Raw genomic sequence first — 17,754 nt, 5'->3', positions numbered from 1 at the left:
TGACCGGACCGAATCCGTCCCGCGGCCATCATAGGCCCATCCGTGGCGGGAAAGCCGATATGTGCCCGGGGGTGCGGACTTCACGGGTCCGATGGATGTGACGACGACTGATATTTTGAAGAATGCGGTCGCCAGCCACCCCTGGAGTTTGCCGTCGATGAAGGTCTACATTTCAGCCACCCAAAAGGACCTGCTGGAATACCGCGCGGCCGTGCACGCCGTGGCGCGTCGCCTGGAGATCGAGGACGTCGCCATGGAGGCGTACGGGGCCGACGTCCGCCCACCCCTGGAACGCTGCCTGACCGACGTACGCCGATGTGATCTCTACGTCGGGCTCTTCGCCTGGCGCTACGGTTACCGGCCGGCCGGCCAGGAGTCCTCCATCACGGAGCTGGAATACCGTGAGGCACTCGCGGCCGGCAAGCCGTGCCTGATCTTCCTACTCGCCGAGGACACGCCCTGGCCGGTCGACATGATCGACCGCAACGGCGACTGGCAGCAGATCGTGGCGTTGCGCAACGAATTGAAGGAACGCCACCTGTGCGCGTTCTTCTCCAGCGTGGACGATCTGTCGGCGAAGGTCACCGTGGCGCTGGCCGACGTGCGCAGCGGCCGGTCACCGGCGCGTGAGCCCGGCGACCCCGACACCCACCTGCCGGAGGCGGTCCGCAGCCAGTACCACAAGCAACTGCGGCTGCGGTATCAGGCGGTGCCCCTGGACGCCGTCGCACCCCGGCCCACCATCGGCTACCTCACCATCGGGCTGTCCAACGTGTTCGTCGAGCCGCGGGTGCATGAGGACGCCCGGCCGGAGATGCCGCTGGCCTGGTGGCGTTGGGCAGGCTCCGGGCCGGACGGTGACGCCGGCGCGCTGCCCGGCGTGGTGGACCCGAGGGACGTGGAACGACTCTGGGAGGAGTACGCGGCCAAGGAGGCGTCGGCGCTGTTCGACGTGGTCTGCGACCCGGCCCGACGGGCCATGGTGCTGCTCGGCGATCCCGGTTCCGGCAAATCGGCGGCGGCACGCTACCTCGTCCTCGCGCTGGCCGGGGTCTGTGAGGAACCCCGGCTGGCGACGCTGGACCGGTATCTTCCCGTCCTGATCGAGCTGCGATCGTACGCGGCGCATCGTGGGGACGGGCGGTGTGACGGCCTGTTGGACTACGTCGGCCACCGGCACCAGCAGGGGCTGGCCGGGATCGACCGGGACGTGCTGGAGGCGTACCTGCGGCAGGGCGGGCAGGCGTTGTTCCTCTTCGACGGGCTGGACGAGGTGTTCGACCCGGCGCAACGGGAGGAGATGGCCGCGCAGATCGCCACCTTCGCCAACGAGTACCCCGGGGTGCGCACGGTCGTCACCTCCCGGGCGGCCGGCTACCTCCGGCACACCTTCGCCAACGCCGGATTCGACCACTTCACCCTGGAGGATCTCGACGACGAGCGGATCGCGCGGTTCCTCGGCAACTGGTATCAGTACGTGGTGCCGACCCCGTCGGTCGAGGCGGACCGGCAGCGGCGGCAGATCCTCGACGTGGTGCGGCGGTCCCGGGCGATGCACGAGATCGCCGGTAACCCGTTACTGCTGATGCTCATGGCCATCGTCGGTCGGGACCGCCCACTGCCCCGAAACCGTCGCCGGCTCTACGCGCACGTCACGGATGTGCTGATCTCCGAATGGGACGTGACCAAGCAACTGCGGGAAAGCCACGGCGACGTACCGCCGTTGGATCCGCAGGCGAAGCTGCGGTTGCTGCGCCACCTGGCCTTCTGGATGCAGTGCCGGGAGTCGGGACCGGCCGGTAACTACATCGAGGCGGACGAACTGTCCCGCATCTTCCGGGACCACCTGGTGGAGTTCTACGGTTTCGAGAACGAACGCGCGCACGCCATGGCGTACTCGATGATCGACAAACTGCGCCAGCGCAGTTTCATCCTGGAACGGTACGGGCTGCGCCTGTTCGGGTTCGTGCACCGTACGTTCCTGGAGTTCTTCTGTGCCGAGGAGATCGTGGACAGGTTCGATCATGACCCGGACACCTGGGGGATCGACCAGTTGCGTGCGCTGTTCCGCGAGAACTGGGCAGATCCGTCCTGGCGGGAGGTGCTGCGGCTGGTCGCCAGCGCGTTGCCCGCCGAGGTTGCCAACGACCTGGTGACCCTGCTGGCCACCGAGGTCAACCGACCGTGGCCGCCGCTCAACCTGCCCAGCCCACCGTGGAACCTGGTGCTGGCCGCGCAGTGCGTGGCGGAGGCACCGCGGCCGGCCGGGCTGGCCGGTGCCGGCGAGGCGGTGCTACGCCAGGTCGTGCTGCTGGTCGAGCACGGCATCTCCGCCGACGATCCGAACGTCGTCGAGGTCACCGAGCAGGAGCTGCTCTCCTCGATCCGGGCGCTCGGGCCGCACTGGCCCGGTCGGGCCGCCTTCCTGCACTGGTACCGCCGCCGCGGGGTGCATACCAGCTGGCGCTCAGGTTCCACCTTCGCCACCCGGTCCGCGGCGGTGCTGTCCACCGCCGATGAGCAACTGGAGGAGTTGCTGGTCCGGGAGCTCGGGCAGGGCCGCGAGCGGCAGGCGCGGATCGCGCTGGTCGCCGGCCTGGCGGAGGCCGCCGGGAGGTTGGACACCACCGGCCGCAGCCGCCGCCACTGCCAGGACCTGCTGCTCGCACAGGCCCGGGCGGAAGGCTCGACCGCGGTCCGTCAGGCCGCGGTCCGCGCGTTGGTCGCCAACTTCGGTGCCGGCGGCGACCTGGTCGTGGCGCTGCGCGAACTCGCCGGTTCCGCCGACGCGGCGGTCCGCGCCCTCGCCGTGCAGTCCCTCGGCGGGCGGGCCGAGCTGGCCGAGGACGTTCGACGGTTGCTGCTGACGCGGGCGACCGAGGACCGGGACACCGGCGTGCGACGGGCGGCCGTGACGGTGCTCGCCGCACGCTGTCTCGACCTGCCCGACGTCACCGAGACGCTGCATCGGCTGCTGGCCACCGACACCGACCCCGGCGTGGTGCAGTCCGCGCTGCGTTGCCTGCTCACCCTGCCCGAGCAGAGCGAGACGGCCCGTGGGCGGGCGTTGTCCCGGATCGCCGGTGACTCCCACGACGAGGTGCGGCGCTGTCTGGTGTGCGAGCTGCTGCCGGGGCGGGGCGGCACGGAGGGCACCGAGCTGCTGCTCAAACTGGCCGGCTCGGACGCCTCGGCACGGGTCCGTGCGGTCGCTGTTCAGCGACTGGTGCTGGTAAAAGATCCGGACGGGCGGTGCCGGGACCGGCTGGTGGACCGGATCGAGCAGGACGAGGACGCGTCGGTGCGGGCGGCGGCGGTGACGGTGTTGACCGACCGGTACCGGGTGGACGACAGCGGATGGGTGGTTGCCGCGCAGGCGGCGCGGACGGACGACGACGCGACGGTGCGGCTCGCCGCGGTGCGTGCGCTGGCCGAGGCGTACCCGGATCACCGCACCGGCGAGCTGCTGCTGGAACGGGCCCGCCAGGACCCCACCGCCGGTGTCCGGCTCGCCGCGGTGGACCTGCTCACCGGCCGGCCGCTGCTCGGGTCCGCCACGCGGGAGCTGCTCATCAGCCGGGCCGCCCGGGAACGGGACCCGATCGTCCGCCTCCGCGTCACCCGCAGCCTGGCCCGCCTCGGTGAGCCGCTCGACGCGGCGGTGGTGGAGTGCCTCGCCGAGCAGGTCCGCCGGGATCCCGATCCGAACGTGCTGCGGGCGGCCGCGCAGGCGCTGGCCCGCCACGGTGGCACCGACGGGTTGGTGGAGACACTGTCGCGGCGGGCACGCCGGGACAGCTACGCCGGCATCCGACTCGCCGCCGTGGAGACCCTCAGCGCGTACGGCGGTCCCGGCGTGGTGACCGACGTGTTGCTGGAGTGCATCGAGTCCGACACCGACCCGGCGGCCTTCGACGCGGCGGTGTGCTGCCTGATCGCGCAAGGTGAGACCGCCATGGCGGTGACGCTGCGGCTGATGCGCCGGCTGGCCGATCGGGATCCGGCGATCCGGGCCCGCATCGCGGCCGCGCTCGGCGAGCATTTCGGCAACGACCCGGAGGTCCGGGTGCTGCTGGTGGGGCTGGTGCGCGACGATCCGGCGCTGGAGGTGCGGCGCCGCGCCGCGGAGCAACTCGCGGCCAACCTGGCCGACCGGACGGGGGTGCGGGAACTGCTGATGCGGCTGGTCGACGACGAGGACTGGGAGATCCGCCGCACCGCGTTGCTCGCGCTCGCCCGGCACTACGGCGAGGACACCCGGACCAGGCCGTTGCTCGTCCGGCTGGCCGGCCAGCCCGACCCCACGGTCCGGGGTCTCGCCGGCCAACTGCTGGCGACGCTACCCGGCACCAGCCCGGACGATTTCCCGTGACCGCCGGGCCGGTTGGCCGTGGTCGATGACGCTTGTCGACGACGCGGACGGTGTCCGCGAGCGGTCAGGCTACGGCTCGGCGTCGGTGGGTGCCGGCGCGGCCGGATAGACCCGGGTTTCGGCGGCCTTGACGGCGGCCCACAGCGTCCGCCCGGGCGCCAGTTGCAGCTGGGCGGCGGCGGCCGGGGTGATGTCGGCCGCCACGGTGACCGGTCCGTCGAGTTGCACCCGCAGGTTGTCGCCGTGGCGCTGTATCCCGGTGATGGTGGCCGGCCAGGTGTTGCGGGGGCTGCCGTCGGGGCGACCGGGATGCAACGCCACCGCCGACGGTGCGAAGGCGACGAAGACGCCACCGTTCTGCTGGTCGCCGGTGACGAGTTGAAACCCGTCGGCGAGCAGGACGCGGTGCCCGTCCGCGTGTCCCCGGTAGAGGTTGAGACCGACCAGGCGGGCGACGTAGTCGGTGCGTGGCTGGGCGGTGACGGTGGCGACGTCGCCTTCCTGCACCACCTGCCCGTGTTCGATGATGACCAGTCGGTCGGCGAGGACGACGGCGTCGATCGGGTCGTGGGTGACCAGCAGTGTGGCGCCGGAATGGCCGGTGAGGTGGTGTTGGAGCTGGGCGCGGGTGTCGAGCCGGGTGCGGGCGTCGAGGGCGGCGAGCGGCTCGTCGAGCAGCAGCAGTGCTGGTTCGACGGCGAGGGCGCGAGCCAGGGCCACCCGTTGGGCCTGCCCGCCGGACAGGTGTCGGGGCTTGCGCCGGGCATGTTCGGCGAGCCCGACCCGGCTCAGCCAGTCCGCTGCCCGCTGCCGGGCCCGCTGCCGGTTCAACCCTTGTCGACGTGGCCCGAACGCGATGTTGTCCAGCGCGGTCAGGTGTGGGAAGAGCAGGTAGTCCTGGAAGACGACACCGATCGGGCGCTGCTCGGTCGGGGTCCAGATCCGCCGGCCGGGATGGTCCAGGTGGCGGCCGGCGAGGCTGAGGTGCCCGCCGGTGAGGGGGAGCAGGCCGGCGAGGGCACGCAGCGCGGTTGTCTTGCCGGCGCCGTTGGGTCCGAGCAGAGCGACGACCTCGCCGGGGCGGATGGTCAACGGCAGGTCGAGCAGGAAGGTGCCACGGTCCACGACGAGGTGGGCGTCGAGCACGGCACGACCGGGCGACGGATCGCCCGGCGGGCCCGGATCGACGCCGGGGGAGTTCGGATCGGCGGTCATGAGCTGCCGAGCCAGCGGTCGCGGAGGCTGGCCAGAATCACCACCGAGACGGTGAGCAGGACGAGACTGAGCACGATCGCCGCCTCCAGGTCGGTTTCGAGGGCGAGGTACACCGCGAGTGGCATGGTCTGCGTACGGCCGGGGAAGTTGCCGGCGAAGGTGATGGTGGCGCCGAACTCGCCGAGCGCCCGAGCCCAGCACAGCACCGCTCCGGCGGCGATGCCCGGCGCGACCAACGGGAGCGTGACGTGGGTGAAGGTGGTCCACCTGCCGGCGCCGAGGGTCGCCGCCGCCTCCTCGTACCGGACGTCCGCGCCGCGCAGCGCTCCCTCGACGGCGATCACCAGGAACGGCATCGCGACGAAGGCCTCGGCGAGCACCACACCGGGCGTGGTGAACGGCAGAGTGAACCCGAAGGTGCTGTCGAGCCAGCCGCCGAGGATGCCCCGCCGGCCGAAGACGAGCAGCAGAGCCACGCCGCCGACCACCGGCGGCAGCACCAGCGGCACGGTGACCAGGGCCCGAACGAGGCGGCGGCCCGGGAAGTCGACGCGGGCGAGCAGCCAGGCCAGGGGCACCCCGAGGACGAGGCAGAGCAGCGTGGCGAGGGTGGCGGCCTGGACGGACAGCCGCAGCGCGGTGAGCACCCCCGGCTCGGTGAGTCGCTGCGGGAGGGTGCTCCACGGCGTACGGATCAGCAGACCGGCCAGCGGAAGTACCAGGAAGAGCAGGCCGAGGGCGGCGGGCAGCAGCAACGCCACGGGTACCCGACCGGTGCGCCTGGTTCGTGGTGGTGGCGCGGACCGGGCGGGCGCGGCGGTCGGGTTGTCATGCCGGGACATCGACTACGGGGCCTGGAATCCGGCGGCGGTGAGGACGGCCTGACCCGGGTTGGAGAGCACATGGTCGACGAACGCCTGGGCCGCCGGCCCGTTCGGGGCGTTCTTCAGCACGACGATCGGATAGTCGTTGATCGCCCCGGCCGATTCGGGAAACTCGATGCCGTCCACGTCGTCGTCGGCGGCCCGCACGTCGGTGCGGTACACAAGTGCCGCGTCGACCTCGCCCAGCCGCACCTTGGACAGGGCCGCCTTGACGTCCTGTTCCAGCGTGACCGGGGTGAGCTCCACCCCGGCGCCGTCCAGGGCCTTCGCCGCCGCCGCGCCACAGGGGACCTGTTCGGCGCAGAGCGCGACCTTGACGCCCGGTTGGGCCAGGTCGGCCAGTCCGTTCACCCCGCCCGGGTTGCCATCGGGTACCGCGATCACGAGCTGGTTGCGTACGAAGACGCTCGGGCTGCCGTCGCTGTTGCCGGCGCCGGCGACGGTCGTCATGTTCGCGGGGGAGGCGGAGGCGAACACGTCGGCCGGCGCACCCTGGTTGATCTGGTTCGCGAGGGCGGAACTGCCGGCGAAGCTGAAGGTGACCCGTACGCCGGGATTCGCCGCCTCGAAGTCCGCGCCGACCCGGGTGAACGACTCGGTGAGCGACGCGGCGGCGAACACCGTGACGTCACCGGTCACGGTGCCGGCACCGCCCTGCGGCCGCGGGTCGGCGGTGTCGCCACCGCCGCAGCCGACCAGCCCCACCATCGTCAGGGTGGCGTACAGGGCGAGCCGTCGCGCTGTCATGAAGCGCTCCTCCTGCCGTCCGGGTGGGCCGAGGGTTTCTCCACGACGACAGTGGTCGATTTGATCACCGCGATCGCCACCGAGCCGACCGTCAGTCCCAGGTCGTCGACGGCCTCGCGGCTCATCAGCGACACCACCCGGAACGGGCCGGCCTGGATGTCCACCTGGGCCATCACGGCGTCCTTGAGCACGGCGGTGACGATGCCCCGCAGCCGGTTACGTGCCGAGGACTCGTCCGCCCGGTCGTCCGGGTCATCGGCCTGCGCTCGGACGAAAGCGGCCAGGTCGACGCCGTCGATGACGCGATGTCCCTGCTCGTCGCGGGCGGCGCCGAGGCGGCCGGCATCCACCCAGCGCCGCACCGTGTCCGCGCTGACGCCGAGCAGTTCCGCCGCCTCGCCCATGCGAAACATCGTCACGGCGCTCACCCTACGCCACGCATCCACGAGCCTGAAGTGAAGAAGAGTCTCGAATCTGCGGCCCGAGTATGAGTCTTAGAGCCGCAGTTGCGATTTTGGCCCCGCGCGCTTGGTGCGGAGGCTCGTCAGTGGTGGTCGCAGTGCTTGTGAAACAGCACCGGATGCTGAGTCCGGCACGGTGCTGTTTCACGAATATTTCGGATCGATCTCGGCCAAGGTCTTGACGATCTATGTTAACGCTAACAGCATGGAGGCTCCCCGTAACGCTCGCGTCTGGAGCCCCGCCATGCAGGTGTCTGCCGGCCCTCCGGCCCCACGCTCACCACGACGGATCCCGCTCGTGACGGCCGGCGTGCTCCTCTGCGCCGCCGCGGTCTCGCCAGGTGGCGTGGCCCACGCCGCCGACGAGTGGTCACCCGCGTCGTCGTACACCTCGACCGATCGAGGGGACGGCACGTACAGCGTGCCGCTGCTGCGCTCCGACGTGCCGGACATCAGCGTGGAACGGGTGCCGGCCGCCGAGAACCACGAGGGCCGCGACGTCTACTACATGATCAGCACGACCATGCACCTCAGCCCGGGCGCGCCGATCATGAAGTCTCACGACCTGGTGAACTGGGAGATCGTCAACTACGTGTTCAACCGGGCGAGCGTCGGCGACTCGTTCTCGTTGCGCAACGGGCAGAACTCGTACGGGCAGGGCCAGTGGGCCTCGTCGCTGCGCTACCACGACGGCGTCTTCTACGTCGTGTTCAACACCAACAACCTCGGCGGCGCGTACATCTACCGCACCGACGACATCGAGAACGGGGCGTGGCAGCGCACGGCACTGGGCCGGGGCCTGCACGACCCCTCGCTCTTCTTCGACCTCGACGGCACGCCGTACATCTTCCACGGCTCCGGCGGAACCAGCGCGGTACGGCTCAACGCCGACCTGACCGCGATCACCGCCGACTACCCGAACATCTTCACCGCCGGTGACTACGCCGGTCAGCCGTTCATCGGCGGGTTGTTCGAGGGGGCCCAGTTCTACCACATCGACGGCTGGTACTACGCGGTCATCATCACCTGGCCCTCCGGCCAGGGCCGGCAGGTCGTCATGTTCCGCTCCCGGGAACTGCTCGGTCGCTACACCGCAGCCGGCGGCGTGAACACCTACGAGGCGCGCGGCGTGCTCAACTCCAACGGGTTTGCGCAGGGCAGCCTGGTCCCGATCGCGCGCGACGGCGGGACGACGGACTGGTACGGCATGTTCTTCCGGGACACCTTCCCGATCGGTCGCATCCCGGCGCTCATCCCCGCCACCTGGTCCGACGGCTGGCCGACCTTCGGCACCAACGGGGTCGTGGCTGTGGACGGCAGCTTCGCCAAACCGATCCGGCTCAGCCCCGCCGAGGAACTGTTCGCACGCCAGCAGAGCATCGTGGTCTCCGACGACTTCGCCAACGACGCGCCGCACCGGCCCTACCTGGACGAACAGTGGACCGCACCGCCGGGAGGCGAGGCGGAGATCGCGCCGAACGGATCACGGCTGGACCTGGCGTGGCAGTGGAACCACGCCCCGGACAACCGGTACTGGTCGCTCACCGACCGCGCCGGCTGGCTGCGGCTCACCGCCGGCAAGGTGGTCACCGGCGACTACGTCTACACCAAGCTCGCCAACCGTGCCGAACTCGCCTGGTTCGAGGAGGCCCGCAACACCCTGTCGCAGCGCACGTTCGGGCCACGGCAGTCGGTCGAGACCAGGATGGACATCTCCGGGATGAAGGACGGCGACGTCGCCGGGCTGGCCGCCTACAACCGTGGTTTCTCGTACGTCGCGGTCAAGCGGTCCGGTGGCGTCAACACCATCGGCGTGGTGAACCGGGGCCAACCGTTCGCGGTCGATCTGGACCAGGCGACGCTTGAGAACTTCCTGCCGGGCAGCACGACGCCGCTGGGCGAGGCCACCGAGGTGCACCTGAAGGCGGACCTCGACTTCGCCTCACCGACCGGCCAGCTCTGGACGACCTTCCACTACAGCCTCGACGGTCGTCAGTGGTCCCAACTGGGCAGCCGGGTCGGTCCGCAGACGCTGGACGGCAGTCTCGCCCACTTCATGGGGCACCGGGTCGGCCTGTTCAACTACGCGACGCAGCAGACCGGCGGGCAGGTCGACTTCGACCACTTCCTGCTCAGCGACACGCTCACGGCGCAGGGCCGGCCGCTGGACACCAGCCGGCTGGACGCCGCCATCGCCCACGCCGGGTCGCTGAACGAGGCCGACCATCCCGCCGACGCCTGGGCCGTGATGCTCGCCCGGCTGGCCGAGGCGCAGACGGCGCGGGCCGGCGGGTTCGGCACCCAGAACCAGATCGACGCACCGGAGCGGGCGCTGAGCTACCAGCTCGCCCGGCTCGGCGTACTCCGGGCCGACCGGGTCGAACTGCCGGTGACCGTGAGCGCGCAGGCCCGCTGCGTCGGTGGCAGCGCGTACGTGGCCGTGCAGGCCCGTAACGACCATGACGCGCCGGTCGACATCGTGCTGGAGACCGCGTACGGCCAGCGGTCGGTGCCGGACGTCGCGCCCGGTGCCCACGCCTATCAGCAGTTCAACACCCGCGCCTCGGCGGTGCCCGCCGGCACCGTGACCGTCCGGGTCACCGGGTCGGTTGACGGCCGGACGGTGACCACCGCGCGTACCGCGAACCACCCGGCCACGGACTGCTGACCCGATCTTCCCGACGACCACGACGGTTGGCCGGCACGACCTCCGTCGCTACCGAACCCCCGGATCCACCGCAGTGATCAAGGAGGATGTCAGTGACACATCGCGTGCGAAGGGCGGCGTTGCGTAGGGCCGCCGCTGTCGTCACGGTCGGGCTCATGCTGGCCAGCGGGCTCGTCGCCGGGTCGCCGGCCCAGGCCGACGACACCGATCTCGTCGTCAACGGCGGGTTCGAGGACGGTCTCACCGGTTGGTTCGTCAACAACGGCAACGCGACCGACAGCGCCACGCTGTCGCTCACGGCGGACGCCCACGCAGGGTCGAGCGCCGTGCTCGTCACCAACCGGGCGACCACCGGGTCCGGCCCGATGCAGGATCTCAGCGGTCGGGTTCAGGCCGGGCAGACCTACGCCCTGACAGCCCGGATCAAGTACGAGAACCCGAACGGGCCGGCGACCAAGCAGTTCTTCGCCACGATGCACTACGGCGCGGCGACCTACACCAACCTGGTCAGCGTCGTCGCCACCAAGGGCCAGTGGGCGCAGTTCAACGGGACCTTCACCATCCCGGCCGGACAGAGCGTGTCGACGGCCCGGCTGTTCTTCGAGACGCCGTGGACGAGCACCCCGTCAGAGGACCCGGAGCTGCACCTGATGGACTTCAAGCTGGACGGCGTGTCGGTGGTCGGTGCCGCACCGCCGCCCGCTCCGTCGAAGACGATCGAGGTGGTCGGCAAGCTGCCCGGCGAGCACAACCCGTTGATCGGGCACAAGTTCGGCGCCGACGGCTTCGGCTTCGTGCACGACGGCCGGGTGTACCTGTACCTGACCAATGACACCCAGGGTTACGCGCCCGACCCGGTCACCGGTGTCTCGCCGGGCATCAACTACGGCGACATCAACCAGATCACGGTGATCTCCTCGGCGGACCTGGTCAACTGGACCGACCACGGCGAGATCCAGGTCGCGGGCCCGAACGGCGTGGCACCCTTCACCGCCAACTCGTGGGCGCCCGGCATGGCCAAGAAGGTGGTCGACGGCCAGGAGAAGTTCTTCCTCTACTACGCCAACAACGGCAGTTCGAGCAACGTGATCACGGGTGCGTCGCCGGTCGGTCCGTGGACCAGCGAGCGGACGAGCACGCTTATCGACGGCCGTACGCCCGGCGCGGAGGACGTGGCCTGGAAGTTCGATCCGGCGCCATTCGTGGATGCGGACGGGGAGCCGTACCTCTACTTCGGTGGTGGCCCGGCGTCGACAAGCATGCCGCCGGCCGAGCGCTTCAACAACCCGAAGAACCTGCGGGCCATCAAGCTCGGCGACGACATGGTGTCGACCGAGGGCACGGCGGCGGTGGTGGACGCCCCGGTTGCCTTCGAGGCGGCCCAGGTGTTCGAGCGCGACGGCAGGTACTACCTGTCGTACTCGTCGCACTTCGGCGGCAACGACTTCGGTGGTAACCAGACCCCGCTGCCCGGCTATCCCGGCGGCGGTCAGATCGGCTACCTGATCTCCGACGACCCGATGGAGTGGCCGAAGGAGACCTACGCGGGCGTGCTGTTCCCGAACCAGTCGCAGTTCTTCGGCGCCGGCACCGGCGGCAACAACCACCAGTCGGTCTTCGAGTTCGAAGGCAGGTACTACTTCACGTACCACGCCCCGACGCTTAACAAGCGCATCAACGGAAACACTACCCAGGGGTACCGCAGCCCGCACATCCAGGAGCTGACCTTCAATGCGGACGGCACGATCCAGCAGGTGGTGGGCACCTACGCCGGGGTCGACCAGGTCCGCGACTTCGACCCGTACCGGGTGTTCGAGGCGGAGACCTTCGGCTGGAGCAAGGGCGTCGCGACCGCCAAGGTCGACGGCGGGTCCGCGCAGTTCGGCGACGCGGCACCGAACCTGGTCGTGCGCGACATCGACAACGGCGACTGGACGGCGTTGTCGTCGGTGGACTTCGACGAGGGTGCCCGCAGCGTGACGGCGAAGGTACGGCCACTGGCCAGCGGCGGGTCGATCCAGATCCGACTGGGTGAGGTCACCGCGCCGGTGGTCGCGACCATCCCGGTCGACGCGCCCCCCGGTGAGTGGACCGAACTGACCGCCGAACTCGACGGTGTCGCGGGCGTGCACGACGTGTACTTCACCTACGCCGGGCCGGAGGGTGTCGACCTTTTCGAGCTGGACACCTGGGCCTTCGAGGCCGGAGCCGAGGTGCCGGTGACGGTCGGCGCCCAGGCGCGGTGCGTGGGTGGTAACGCGTACGTGGCGGTGCAGGCGCGCAACGACCACGACACGCCGGTGGACGTGGTGCTCGAGACGGCGTACGGGCAGCGGTCGGTGACCGCCGTGTCGCCCGGTGCCAACGCGTACCAGCAGTTCAATGCGCGGATGCCGGCAGTCCCGGCCGGGGTGGCGACCGTCCGGGTCACCGCCGACGGTGTCGAGGGAACAACCGTACGTACCGCCGAGTACCCCGCCGCCGACTGCGGCGCCTGACTTGCCGTCCATCCACAAACGACAACGGAGCAACGGATGAGCACATGGAATCGCAAGCGGTTGGTCGCCGCGGGGGCTGCGAGCGTCCTCCTGGTCGGGTCGGCGGTGGCGCCGTCGCCGGCCCAGGCCGAGCCGGGTGACAGCGGCGAGGTGGAGGTCACCGTCGACATCGAGGAGATTCAAGAGCCGGGAGTGCTGGCGATGTCGATCGCCGGTGACTCGGTGGCGTTGACCGAGGACGGCTCGACGTTGCTGGTACGCCAGTTCGTGGGCGGGCTGCCGACGGTCACCGTCACCGACACCCGCACGGCCGACGAGCTACCCGAGGGTGCGGCGTGGGCGGTGCTGGGCAGCGCGACCGATTTCGTCGGTAGCGCCGGTCAGGCGCCGATCGGGGCCGGGCATCTGGGCTGGCAGCCGCGGTTGCTCGACGGCGGTGAGACCGGCCTGGTCAGTGCGGGCGAAGAGGTCGTCACGGTGTTGGACGAGCCGACGCAGCCGGGGAACAACGTTGGTCTGGTCGACCAGGAACTGCTGGTCTCGACGTTCGACTCGGGGGCGGTCGCCGGGGATGCGTACTCGGTCGACGCCGATTTGTTCCTGCGCACCCCGGCCGATGTCGCAGCCGGTTCGTACACCTCGACGTTGACCCTGTCCCTGTTCGAGTGATGGCCGGCGCGGTGGTCGGCCACCGCGCTCCCGGGGGTCGCCGCTCGGCGGCCCCCGGGTCCGTACCTCTCCGACCTCGAAGGACTGTGATGATCCGATTCCTGCCGCGGTGGGGAGCGGTGCTGGTCGCGGTGTCGGCCATCGTGCCGACCACGCCGGTTGCCGCGTCGGCGGAGCCGACCGGGGCGACGGTGACCTGGGCGGTGCAGCCGGCGGACGCGCGGGGCCCGGACGGCCGCCGGTGGATCGAGCACACGCTGGATCCGGGCGCGGTGCTGACCGAGCATCTGGCGGTGCGGAACTTCGGCGACGCGCCGGTGGTGTTCGCGTTGCAGGCCGCCGACGGCTACCTGACCGACAAGGGGCGGTTCAACATGCTGACCTCCGGCCAGGAGTCGGTCGACGGTGGTACCTGGATCACGCTGCCCGAGACGGTGACCGTCGGGGCGAAGCAGACGACTGTGGTGCCGTTCACCATCTCCGTCCCGCAGGACGCGACGCCGGGGGATCATCCGGCCGGTGTCGCGGCCACCGTGACGAGCACCGGGGGCACGGTGGCGGTGCAGAGCAGGGTCGGGTTCCGGGTGATGCTGCGGGCCAGTGGCACGGTCACCGCCGCGGTCGCGGTCGAGGATCTGACCGTCAGGTACGAGAGGTCGTGGAATCCCTTCGCCTCCGGCGGTGTCCACCTGACGTACACCGCGCGGAACAACGGCAACGCCGCGGTGACCGGCGACGGCACCGTGCGGGTGGGCGAACTGTTCGGCCTGGCGGGCCGGAACGCGTCCACCGACGTGCCGGAACTGTTGCCGGGCGACGGCCGGCAGGTCGAGGCCCACGTCGGTGGGATCTGGGGGCTGGGACGGCTCACCACCACTGTCGAGGTGACCCCGGCGGTCGTGTCCGGTGAACCGGCCGGTGCCGAGGTCCGGCCGACCACCACCACCGTGACCGTGTGGACGGTGCCCTGGCCGCAGCTGGCCCTCGGCGTACTGTTCGGCGTGCTGTTGCTGGGCTGGCGGACCATCACCCGCCGGCGTCGCCGGCAGCTCGCCCGGCTGCTCGACCAGGCCCGTGCCGAGGGCCGCGAGTCCGTGCTCACCGCCGACTGATCCGGCGGATGGCAATGGACCTCCACCCCGGAATCGGTCGCGACGGCCAGAACTTTTCCCATCTGAACAAAAAGATGGCGACCTATTGCCAGAAGAGACGTCATCGCGAGGATGATTCGATGCGTCATCTCCCTCGGGCTCATGGCCGCGCGGCCGCCGGTCTGCTCGCTCTGGCCCTCGCCGCCAGCGTCGTCCTCCTCGGGCCTGCCGCGCCCGCCTCGGCGCACGGCACACTGGCGACGTCCACACCGGCCGAGGGCGCCACCGTCGACGAGGCCGTGACGGCCGTGCAGCTCTACTTCACCGAGCGGGTCCGCGAGAACGCGTACTTCACCGTCACCGCGCCCGGAGGTGGACGGGTCGACAACGGCTGGACGCACGGCGAACCCCGCACACTGGATCGTCCGGTGCGCGAGTACTTCCTGGTCGACGGCGTGTTCGAACCGCGCGAGTACACCACCGGTTTTCCCGCGGTGGTGAGCCTCGCGCACCTGCCCGCGGCCGGCGAGTATTCGGTGAGCTACCTGTCGGTGGCCTCGGACGGTGACCCGGTGCGCGGCACGGTCACCTTCCGGTACACCGGGAAGCCGACGGCCGCGCCGCCGAACTGGCAACCGCCCACCGGCCAGCCGGATCCGTCGCTACTCGCCGGCGCCGAGCAGCACGGGAACACCGGGTCGCAGCCGGTCCCCGGCGTGACGGGCGACGTCGGACCAACACCCGTAGCCTCGGCGGCACCGGTGCCGTCGGTGGCCGCCGCGCCACCCACCGAGGACGACTCCGGCGGGATCGGCCCGCTGGGCTGGGCCGCCGTGGCCGTTGCCGTCGTCGCGGTCGCCGGCTTCTTCGCCTGGCAGCGCCGTCCGGCCCGCGTCGAGCGGAGTCGCAAGGCGGTACGTCGGCCCGGTGCCACCCGACCTCGCGCCAGGCGCACCACACCCACCAAGGGGCGTCGCGTCACGGCCGCCGCCACGGGCCGCGGCGGCACCGTGGCGGGCCCGACCGCCCGGCGAGGCGCGAAGGCTGCCACGGTGTCGGCTGCCGCCCCGCCCCAGCGGGCGGTGACCACCACCCCGGTCGCCACCGCCGAACCCGCGGAAGCCGCCGCAGCCGAGACACCAGCGGACGGCTCCGCGTCGACGGGCCGGTGGCACCGCACGGGCGACACCCGGCTCGCGTTGCTTGTCGGTGGACTCGTGCTGACGCTGTTGGCCGGTTTCACGCTCGGCCGGATCGGCACCTCCGACGAACCCACCCCCGTGGCGCAACCGCCCGGCGCGGCAGCGGGCGGTGGCAGCCGGGACGCGGCCCAGACGGTGGCGGCAGGTGACGGCCATCAGCACCCGGCGGGTACCGGCCCACACGCGCATCCGGGCGACGGCCAGGACCAGGCCACTGGTACGACGGTAAGCGTCGCCGGGTACACACTGAAGCCGGTGCTGCGCTCCCAGGCGGCCGGCGCTACCGGGGACTACCGGTTCCGGGTGGTGGGGGTCGACGGGCAGCCGGTGACCCGCTTCGCGGTGGTGCACGACAAGCCGCTGCACATGATCGTGGTCGGCCGTGACCTCGGCGGATACCAGCACCTGCACCCGACGATGGCGGCCGACGGCACCTGGAGCGTGCCGCTGAAACTCACCCGGCCCGGTGGCTACCGCATCTACGCCGACTTCACCCTCACCACCGGTGACGGCAGGCAGTTGCCGCTGGTGCTCGGCGTCGACCACGAGGTGCCGGGGAAGTACCAACCGGCCGGGCTGCCCCCGCCGCAGCCGCAGGCGACCACCGGTCCGTACGCGGTGTCCATGGCCGGCACGCCCACCATCGGCATGACCGTTCCGCTGACCTTCCGGGTCGACCGCGACGGCACGACCGGGCCGGTGCAGTTGGAGCGCTACCTCGGCGCGTACGGGCATCTGGTGGTGGTCCGCGAGGGAGACCTGGGTTTCCTGCACGTCCACCCGGAACCGGAGCTGGTCGACGGTGCGGTCAAGTTCTGGTTGACCGCGCCCAGCACCGGCCGCTACCGGGCGTTCTTCGACTTCCAGGTCGACGGGAAGGTGCACACCGCGGCGTTCACGATCAATCTGGCCTGACGTCCTCGTCCACCCGAGCGTCCGCCGTCACCGGATCACCGGCCGCCAGGGCGGCACCGCGGGGGGTGTGCCAGTAGAGCACCTCCCGCCCCGAGCGCCGTTTGGTCACCATGCCCGCGTCGAGCAGTACCCGCAGGTGGTCACCGACCGCCCCCAGGGACAGCCCGGTGAGCGCGGCCAGGTGCGAGGTGCTCAGCGGTGTGCCCAGCCGGACCAGGATGGCGGCGCGGTTCGAGCCGATCAGCCGGTCCAACCCGTCCGGCGTGGGCGGGGACACCTCGGCGAGGATGCCGCTGGCCGGGTAGACCATGCCGAACCGGTCCTGGTCCCACACCACCCAGCCCTTGCCGCAGTGGGCCGGGACGAACACCAGTTGTTCGGCCCGGTCGAGCGGCAGCGGCGCGGCGGGGTGGTCGTTGACCTGGAGCCAGCCGTCGCCCAGCCACCGCATCCCGGGGTTGAGGTCCGCGAGGAGCCCCGCCCACCCCTGGGCGCTCAACCGCGAGGTACGGGCCACCACGTCGGCCCGCAGCCGGCGTTCCCGCTCCGGCCACTCCGGGCGCACCGTGTGGTTCCAGACCCAGTCGAGCAGGTACACCACCTGCTCGATCAGACCGTCGTGGCACAGCACCTCGGCCAGCGGTCCCGGCCGGGTCACCCGCAGGTCGGCGCGGATCCGCTCGTCGGAGCGGGCGGCGACGACGGCCAGTTCCTCGGCGAAGGTCGGCGTCGCCGTCGCCGGCGGCAGGGTGAGGAAGTCAGCGATCCACCGTGGTGCGAAGGCCGCCGCCAGCAGCGCCGGAAGCACCGGCCGCCGCGCCAGCATCCGCTGGTACGCCCCGAGGTGCGGCCGCTGCCAGGAGTGTTGCCACGGGTGGCGGGGGCTGTGCAGTGCCTTCAGCGCCGCCACCGTGTCCGTCATCGGTGAGATGACGAAGCGACTACCCGCCAGCAGATCCACCGGCACCCGCCACAGCGACATGTTTCGCCCCCAGGCGTAACTCTACGCCGCCCGCGTCGACGCCTCGACGA

General features: G+C 71.1%; 11 protein-coding genes. 6 read left to right on the top strand and 5 right to left on the bottom strand.

What is annotated here, in order from left to right:
- The first annotated feature begins 157 nt into the window (after positions 1-157).
- Positions 158-4,372 (top strand): HEAT repeat domain-containing protein, encoded by a 4,215-nt coding sequence (locus tag AB0J93_RS24865; protein ID WP_363924737.1) that lies wholly within the window; start codon positions 158-160, stop codon positions 4,370-4,372.
- A gap of 69 nt (positions 4,373-4,441) precedes the next feature.
- Here AB0J93_RS24865 and AB0J93_RS24860 read toward each other — a convergent pair whose 3' ends face one another.
- The 4 genes from AB0J93_RS24860 to AB0J93_RS24845 are packed head-to-tail and all read right to left on the bottom strand — an operon-like array spanning position 4,442 to position 7,637.
- The gene (locus AB0J93_RS24860; protein WP_363924736.1) at positions 4,442-5,587 is read right to left on the bottom strand and encodes an ABC transporter ATP-binding protein; all 1,146 of its coding nucleotides are present in this window, start codon (positions 5,585-5,587) and stop codon (positions 4,442-4,444) included.
- Positions 5,584-6,429 (bottom strand): ABC transporter permease, encoded by an 846-nt coding sequence (locus tag AB0J93_RS24855; RefSeq protein WP_363924735.1) that lies wholly within the window; start codon positions 6,427-6,429, stop codon positions 5,584-5,586. The genes AB0J93_RS24860 and AB0J93_RS24855 overlap by 4 nt, the downstream gene beginning before the upstream one ends.
- A 3-nt stretch (positions 6,430-6,432) precedes the next feature.
- Positions 6,433-7,218, bottom strand: a complete 786-nt coding sequence (gene modA, locus AB0J93_RS24850; RefSeq protein ID WP_363924734.1) for a molybdate ABC transporter substrate-binding protein — start codon at positions 7,216-7,218, stop codon at positions 6,433-6,435.
- Positions 7,215-7,637 (bottom strand): helix-turn-helix domain-containing protein, encoded by a 423-nt coding sequence (locus AB0J93_RS24845; protein ID WP_363924733.1) that lies wholly within the window; start codon positions 7,635-7,637, stop codon positions 7,215-7,217. The genes modA and AB0J93_RS24845 overlap by 4 nt, the downstream gene beginning before the upstream one ends.
- Positions 7,638-7,977: 340 nt before the next feature.
- On the opposite strand from AB0J93_RS24845, the gene AB0J93_RS24840 reads away from it, so the two are divergent.
- The 5 genes from AB0J93_RS24840 to AB0J93_RS24820 all read left to right on the top strand — a co-directional run bounded on the left by AB0J93_RS24840 (position 7,978) and on the right by AB0J93_RS24820 (position 16,722).
- Positions 7,978-10,347, top strand: coding sequence for a glycoside hydrolase 43 family protein (locus AB0J93_RS24840; protein WP_363924732.1), 2,370 nt, complete (start codon positions 7,978-7,980; stop codon positions 10,345-10,347).
- Between the two features lie 92 nt (positions 10,348-10,439).
- Positions 10,440-12,845: a family 43 glycosylhydrolase gene (locus AB0J93_RS24835; protein WP_363924731.1), complete on the top strand. Its 2,406-nt coding sequence runs from the start codon at positions 10,440-10,442 to the stop codon at positions 12,843-12,845.
- 36 nt (positions 12,846-12,881) lie between these two features.
- Positions 12,882-13,514 carry a hypothetical protein gene (locus AB0J93_RS24830; RefSeq protein WP_363924730.1) on the top strand — a complete coding sequence of 211 codons (633 nt, stop codon included), beginning with the start codon at positions 12,882-12,884 and terminating at the stop codon, positions 13,512-13,514.
- An 89-nt stretch (positions 13,515-13,603) separates the two neighbouring features.
- Complete coding sequence (locus tag AB0J93_RS24825; RefSeq protein WP_363924729.1) at positions 13,604-14,626, top strand: hypothetical protein; 1,023 nt, start codon at positions 13,604-13,606, stop codon at positions 14,624-14,626.
- Positions 14,627-14,745: 119 nt separating this feature from the next.
- Positions 14,746-16,722 (top strand): copper resistance CopC family protein, encoded by a 1,977-nt coding sequence (locus AB0J93_RS24820; protein WP_363924728.1) that lies wholly within the window; start codon positions 14,746-14,748, stop codon positions 16,720-16,722.
- Here AB0J93_RS24820 and AB0J93_RS24815 read toward each other — a convergent pair.
- Positions 16,709-17,704 carry a helix-turn-helix domain-containing protein gene (locus AB0J93_RS24815; protein ID WP_363924727.1) on the bottom strand — a complete coding sequence of 332 codons (996 nt, stop codon included), beginning with the start codon at positions 17,702-17,704 and terminating at the stop codon, positions 16,709-16,711. The two genes, AB0J93_RS24820 and AB0J93_RS24815, sit on opposite strands and share 14 nt — an antisense overlap.
- Positions 17,705-17,754: the final 50 nt, after the last annotated feature.

Source organism: Micromonospora sp. NPDC049374 (genome assembly GCF_040677165.1).
Taxonomy (GTDB): Bacteria; Actinomycetota; Actinomycetes; order Mycobacteriales; family Micromonosporaceae; genus Micromonospora.
This window is presented reverse-complemented; position numbering and strand designations above follow the sequence as displayed.

What these genes read in the sequence shown, in the direction of transcription:
- AB0J93_RS24865 (WP_363924737.1), top strand. Translation starts at nt 158, where the DNA reads ATGAAGGTCTACATTTCAGCCACCCAAAAGGACCTGCTGGAATACCGC.
- AB0J93_RS24860 (WP_363924736.1), bottom strand. Translation starts at nt 5,587, where the DNA reads ATGACCGCCGATCCGAACTCCCCCGGCGTCGATCCGGGCCCGCCGGGC.
- AB0J93_RS24855 (WP_363924735.1), bottom strand. Translation starts at nt 6,429, where the DNA reads ATGTCCCGGCATGACAACCCGACCGCCGCGCCCGCCCGGTCCGCGCCA.
- modA (WP_363924734.1), bottom strand. Translation starts at nt 7,218, where the DNA reads ATGACAGCGCGACGGCTCGCCCTGTACGCCACCCTGACGATGGTGGGG.
- AB0J93_RS24830 (WP_363924730.1), top strand. Translation starts at nt 12,882, where the DNA reads ATGAGCACATGGAATCGCAAGCGGTTGGTCGCCGCGGGGGCTGCGAGC.
- AB0J93_RS24825 (WP_363924729.1), top strand. Translation starts at nt 13,604, where the DNA reads ATGATCCGATTCCTGCCGCGGTGGGGAGCGGTGCTGGTCGCGGTGTCG.
- AB0J93_RS24820 (WP_363924728.1), top strand. Translation starts at nt 14,746, where the DNA reads ATGCGTCATCTCCCTCGGGCTCATGGCCGCGCGGCCGCCGGTCTGCTC.
- AB0J93_RS24815 (WP_363924727.1), bottom strand. Translation starts at nt 17,704, where the DNA reads ATGTCGCTGTGGCGGGTGCCGGTGGATCTGCTGGCGGGTAGTCGCTTC.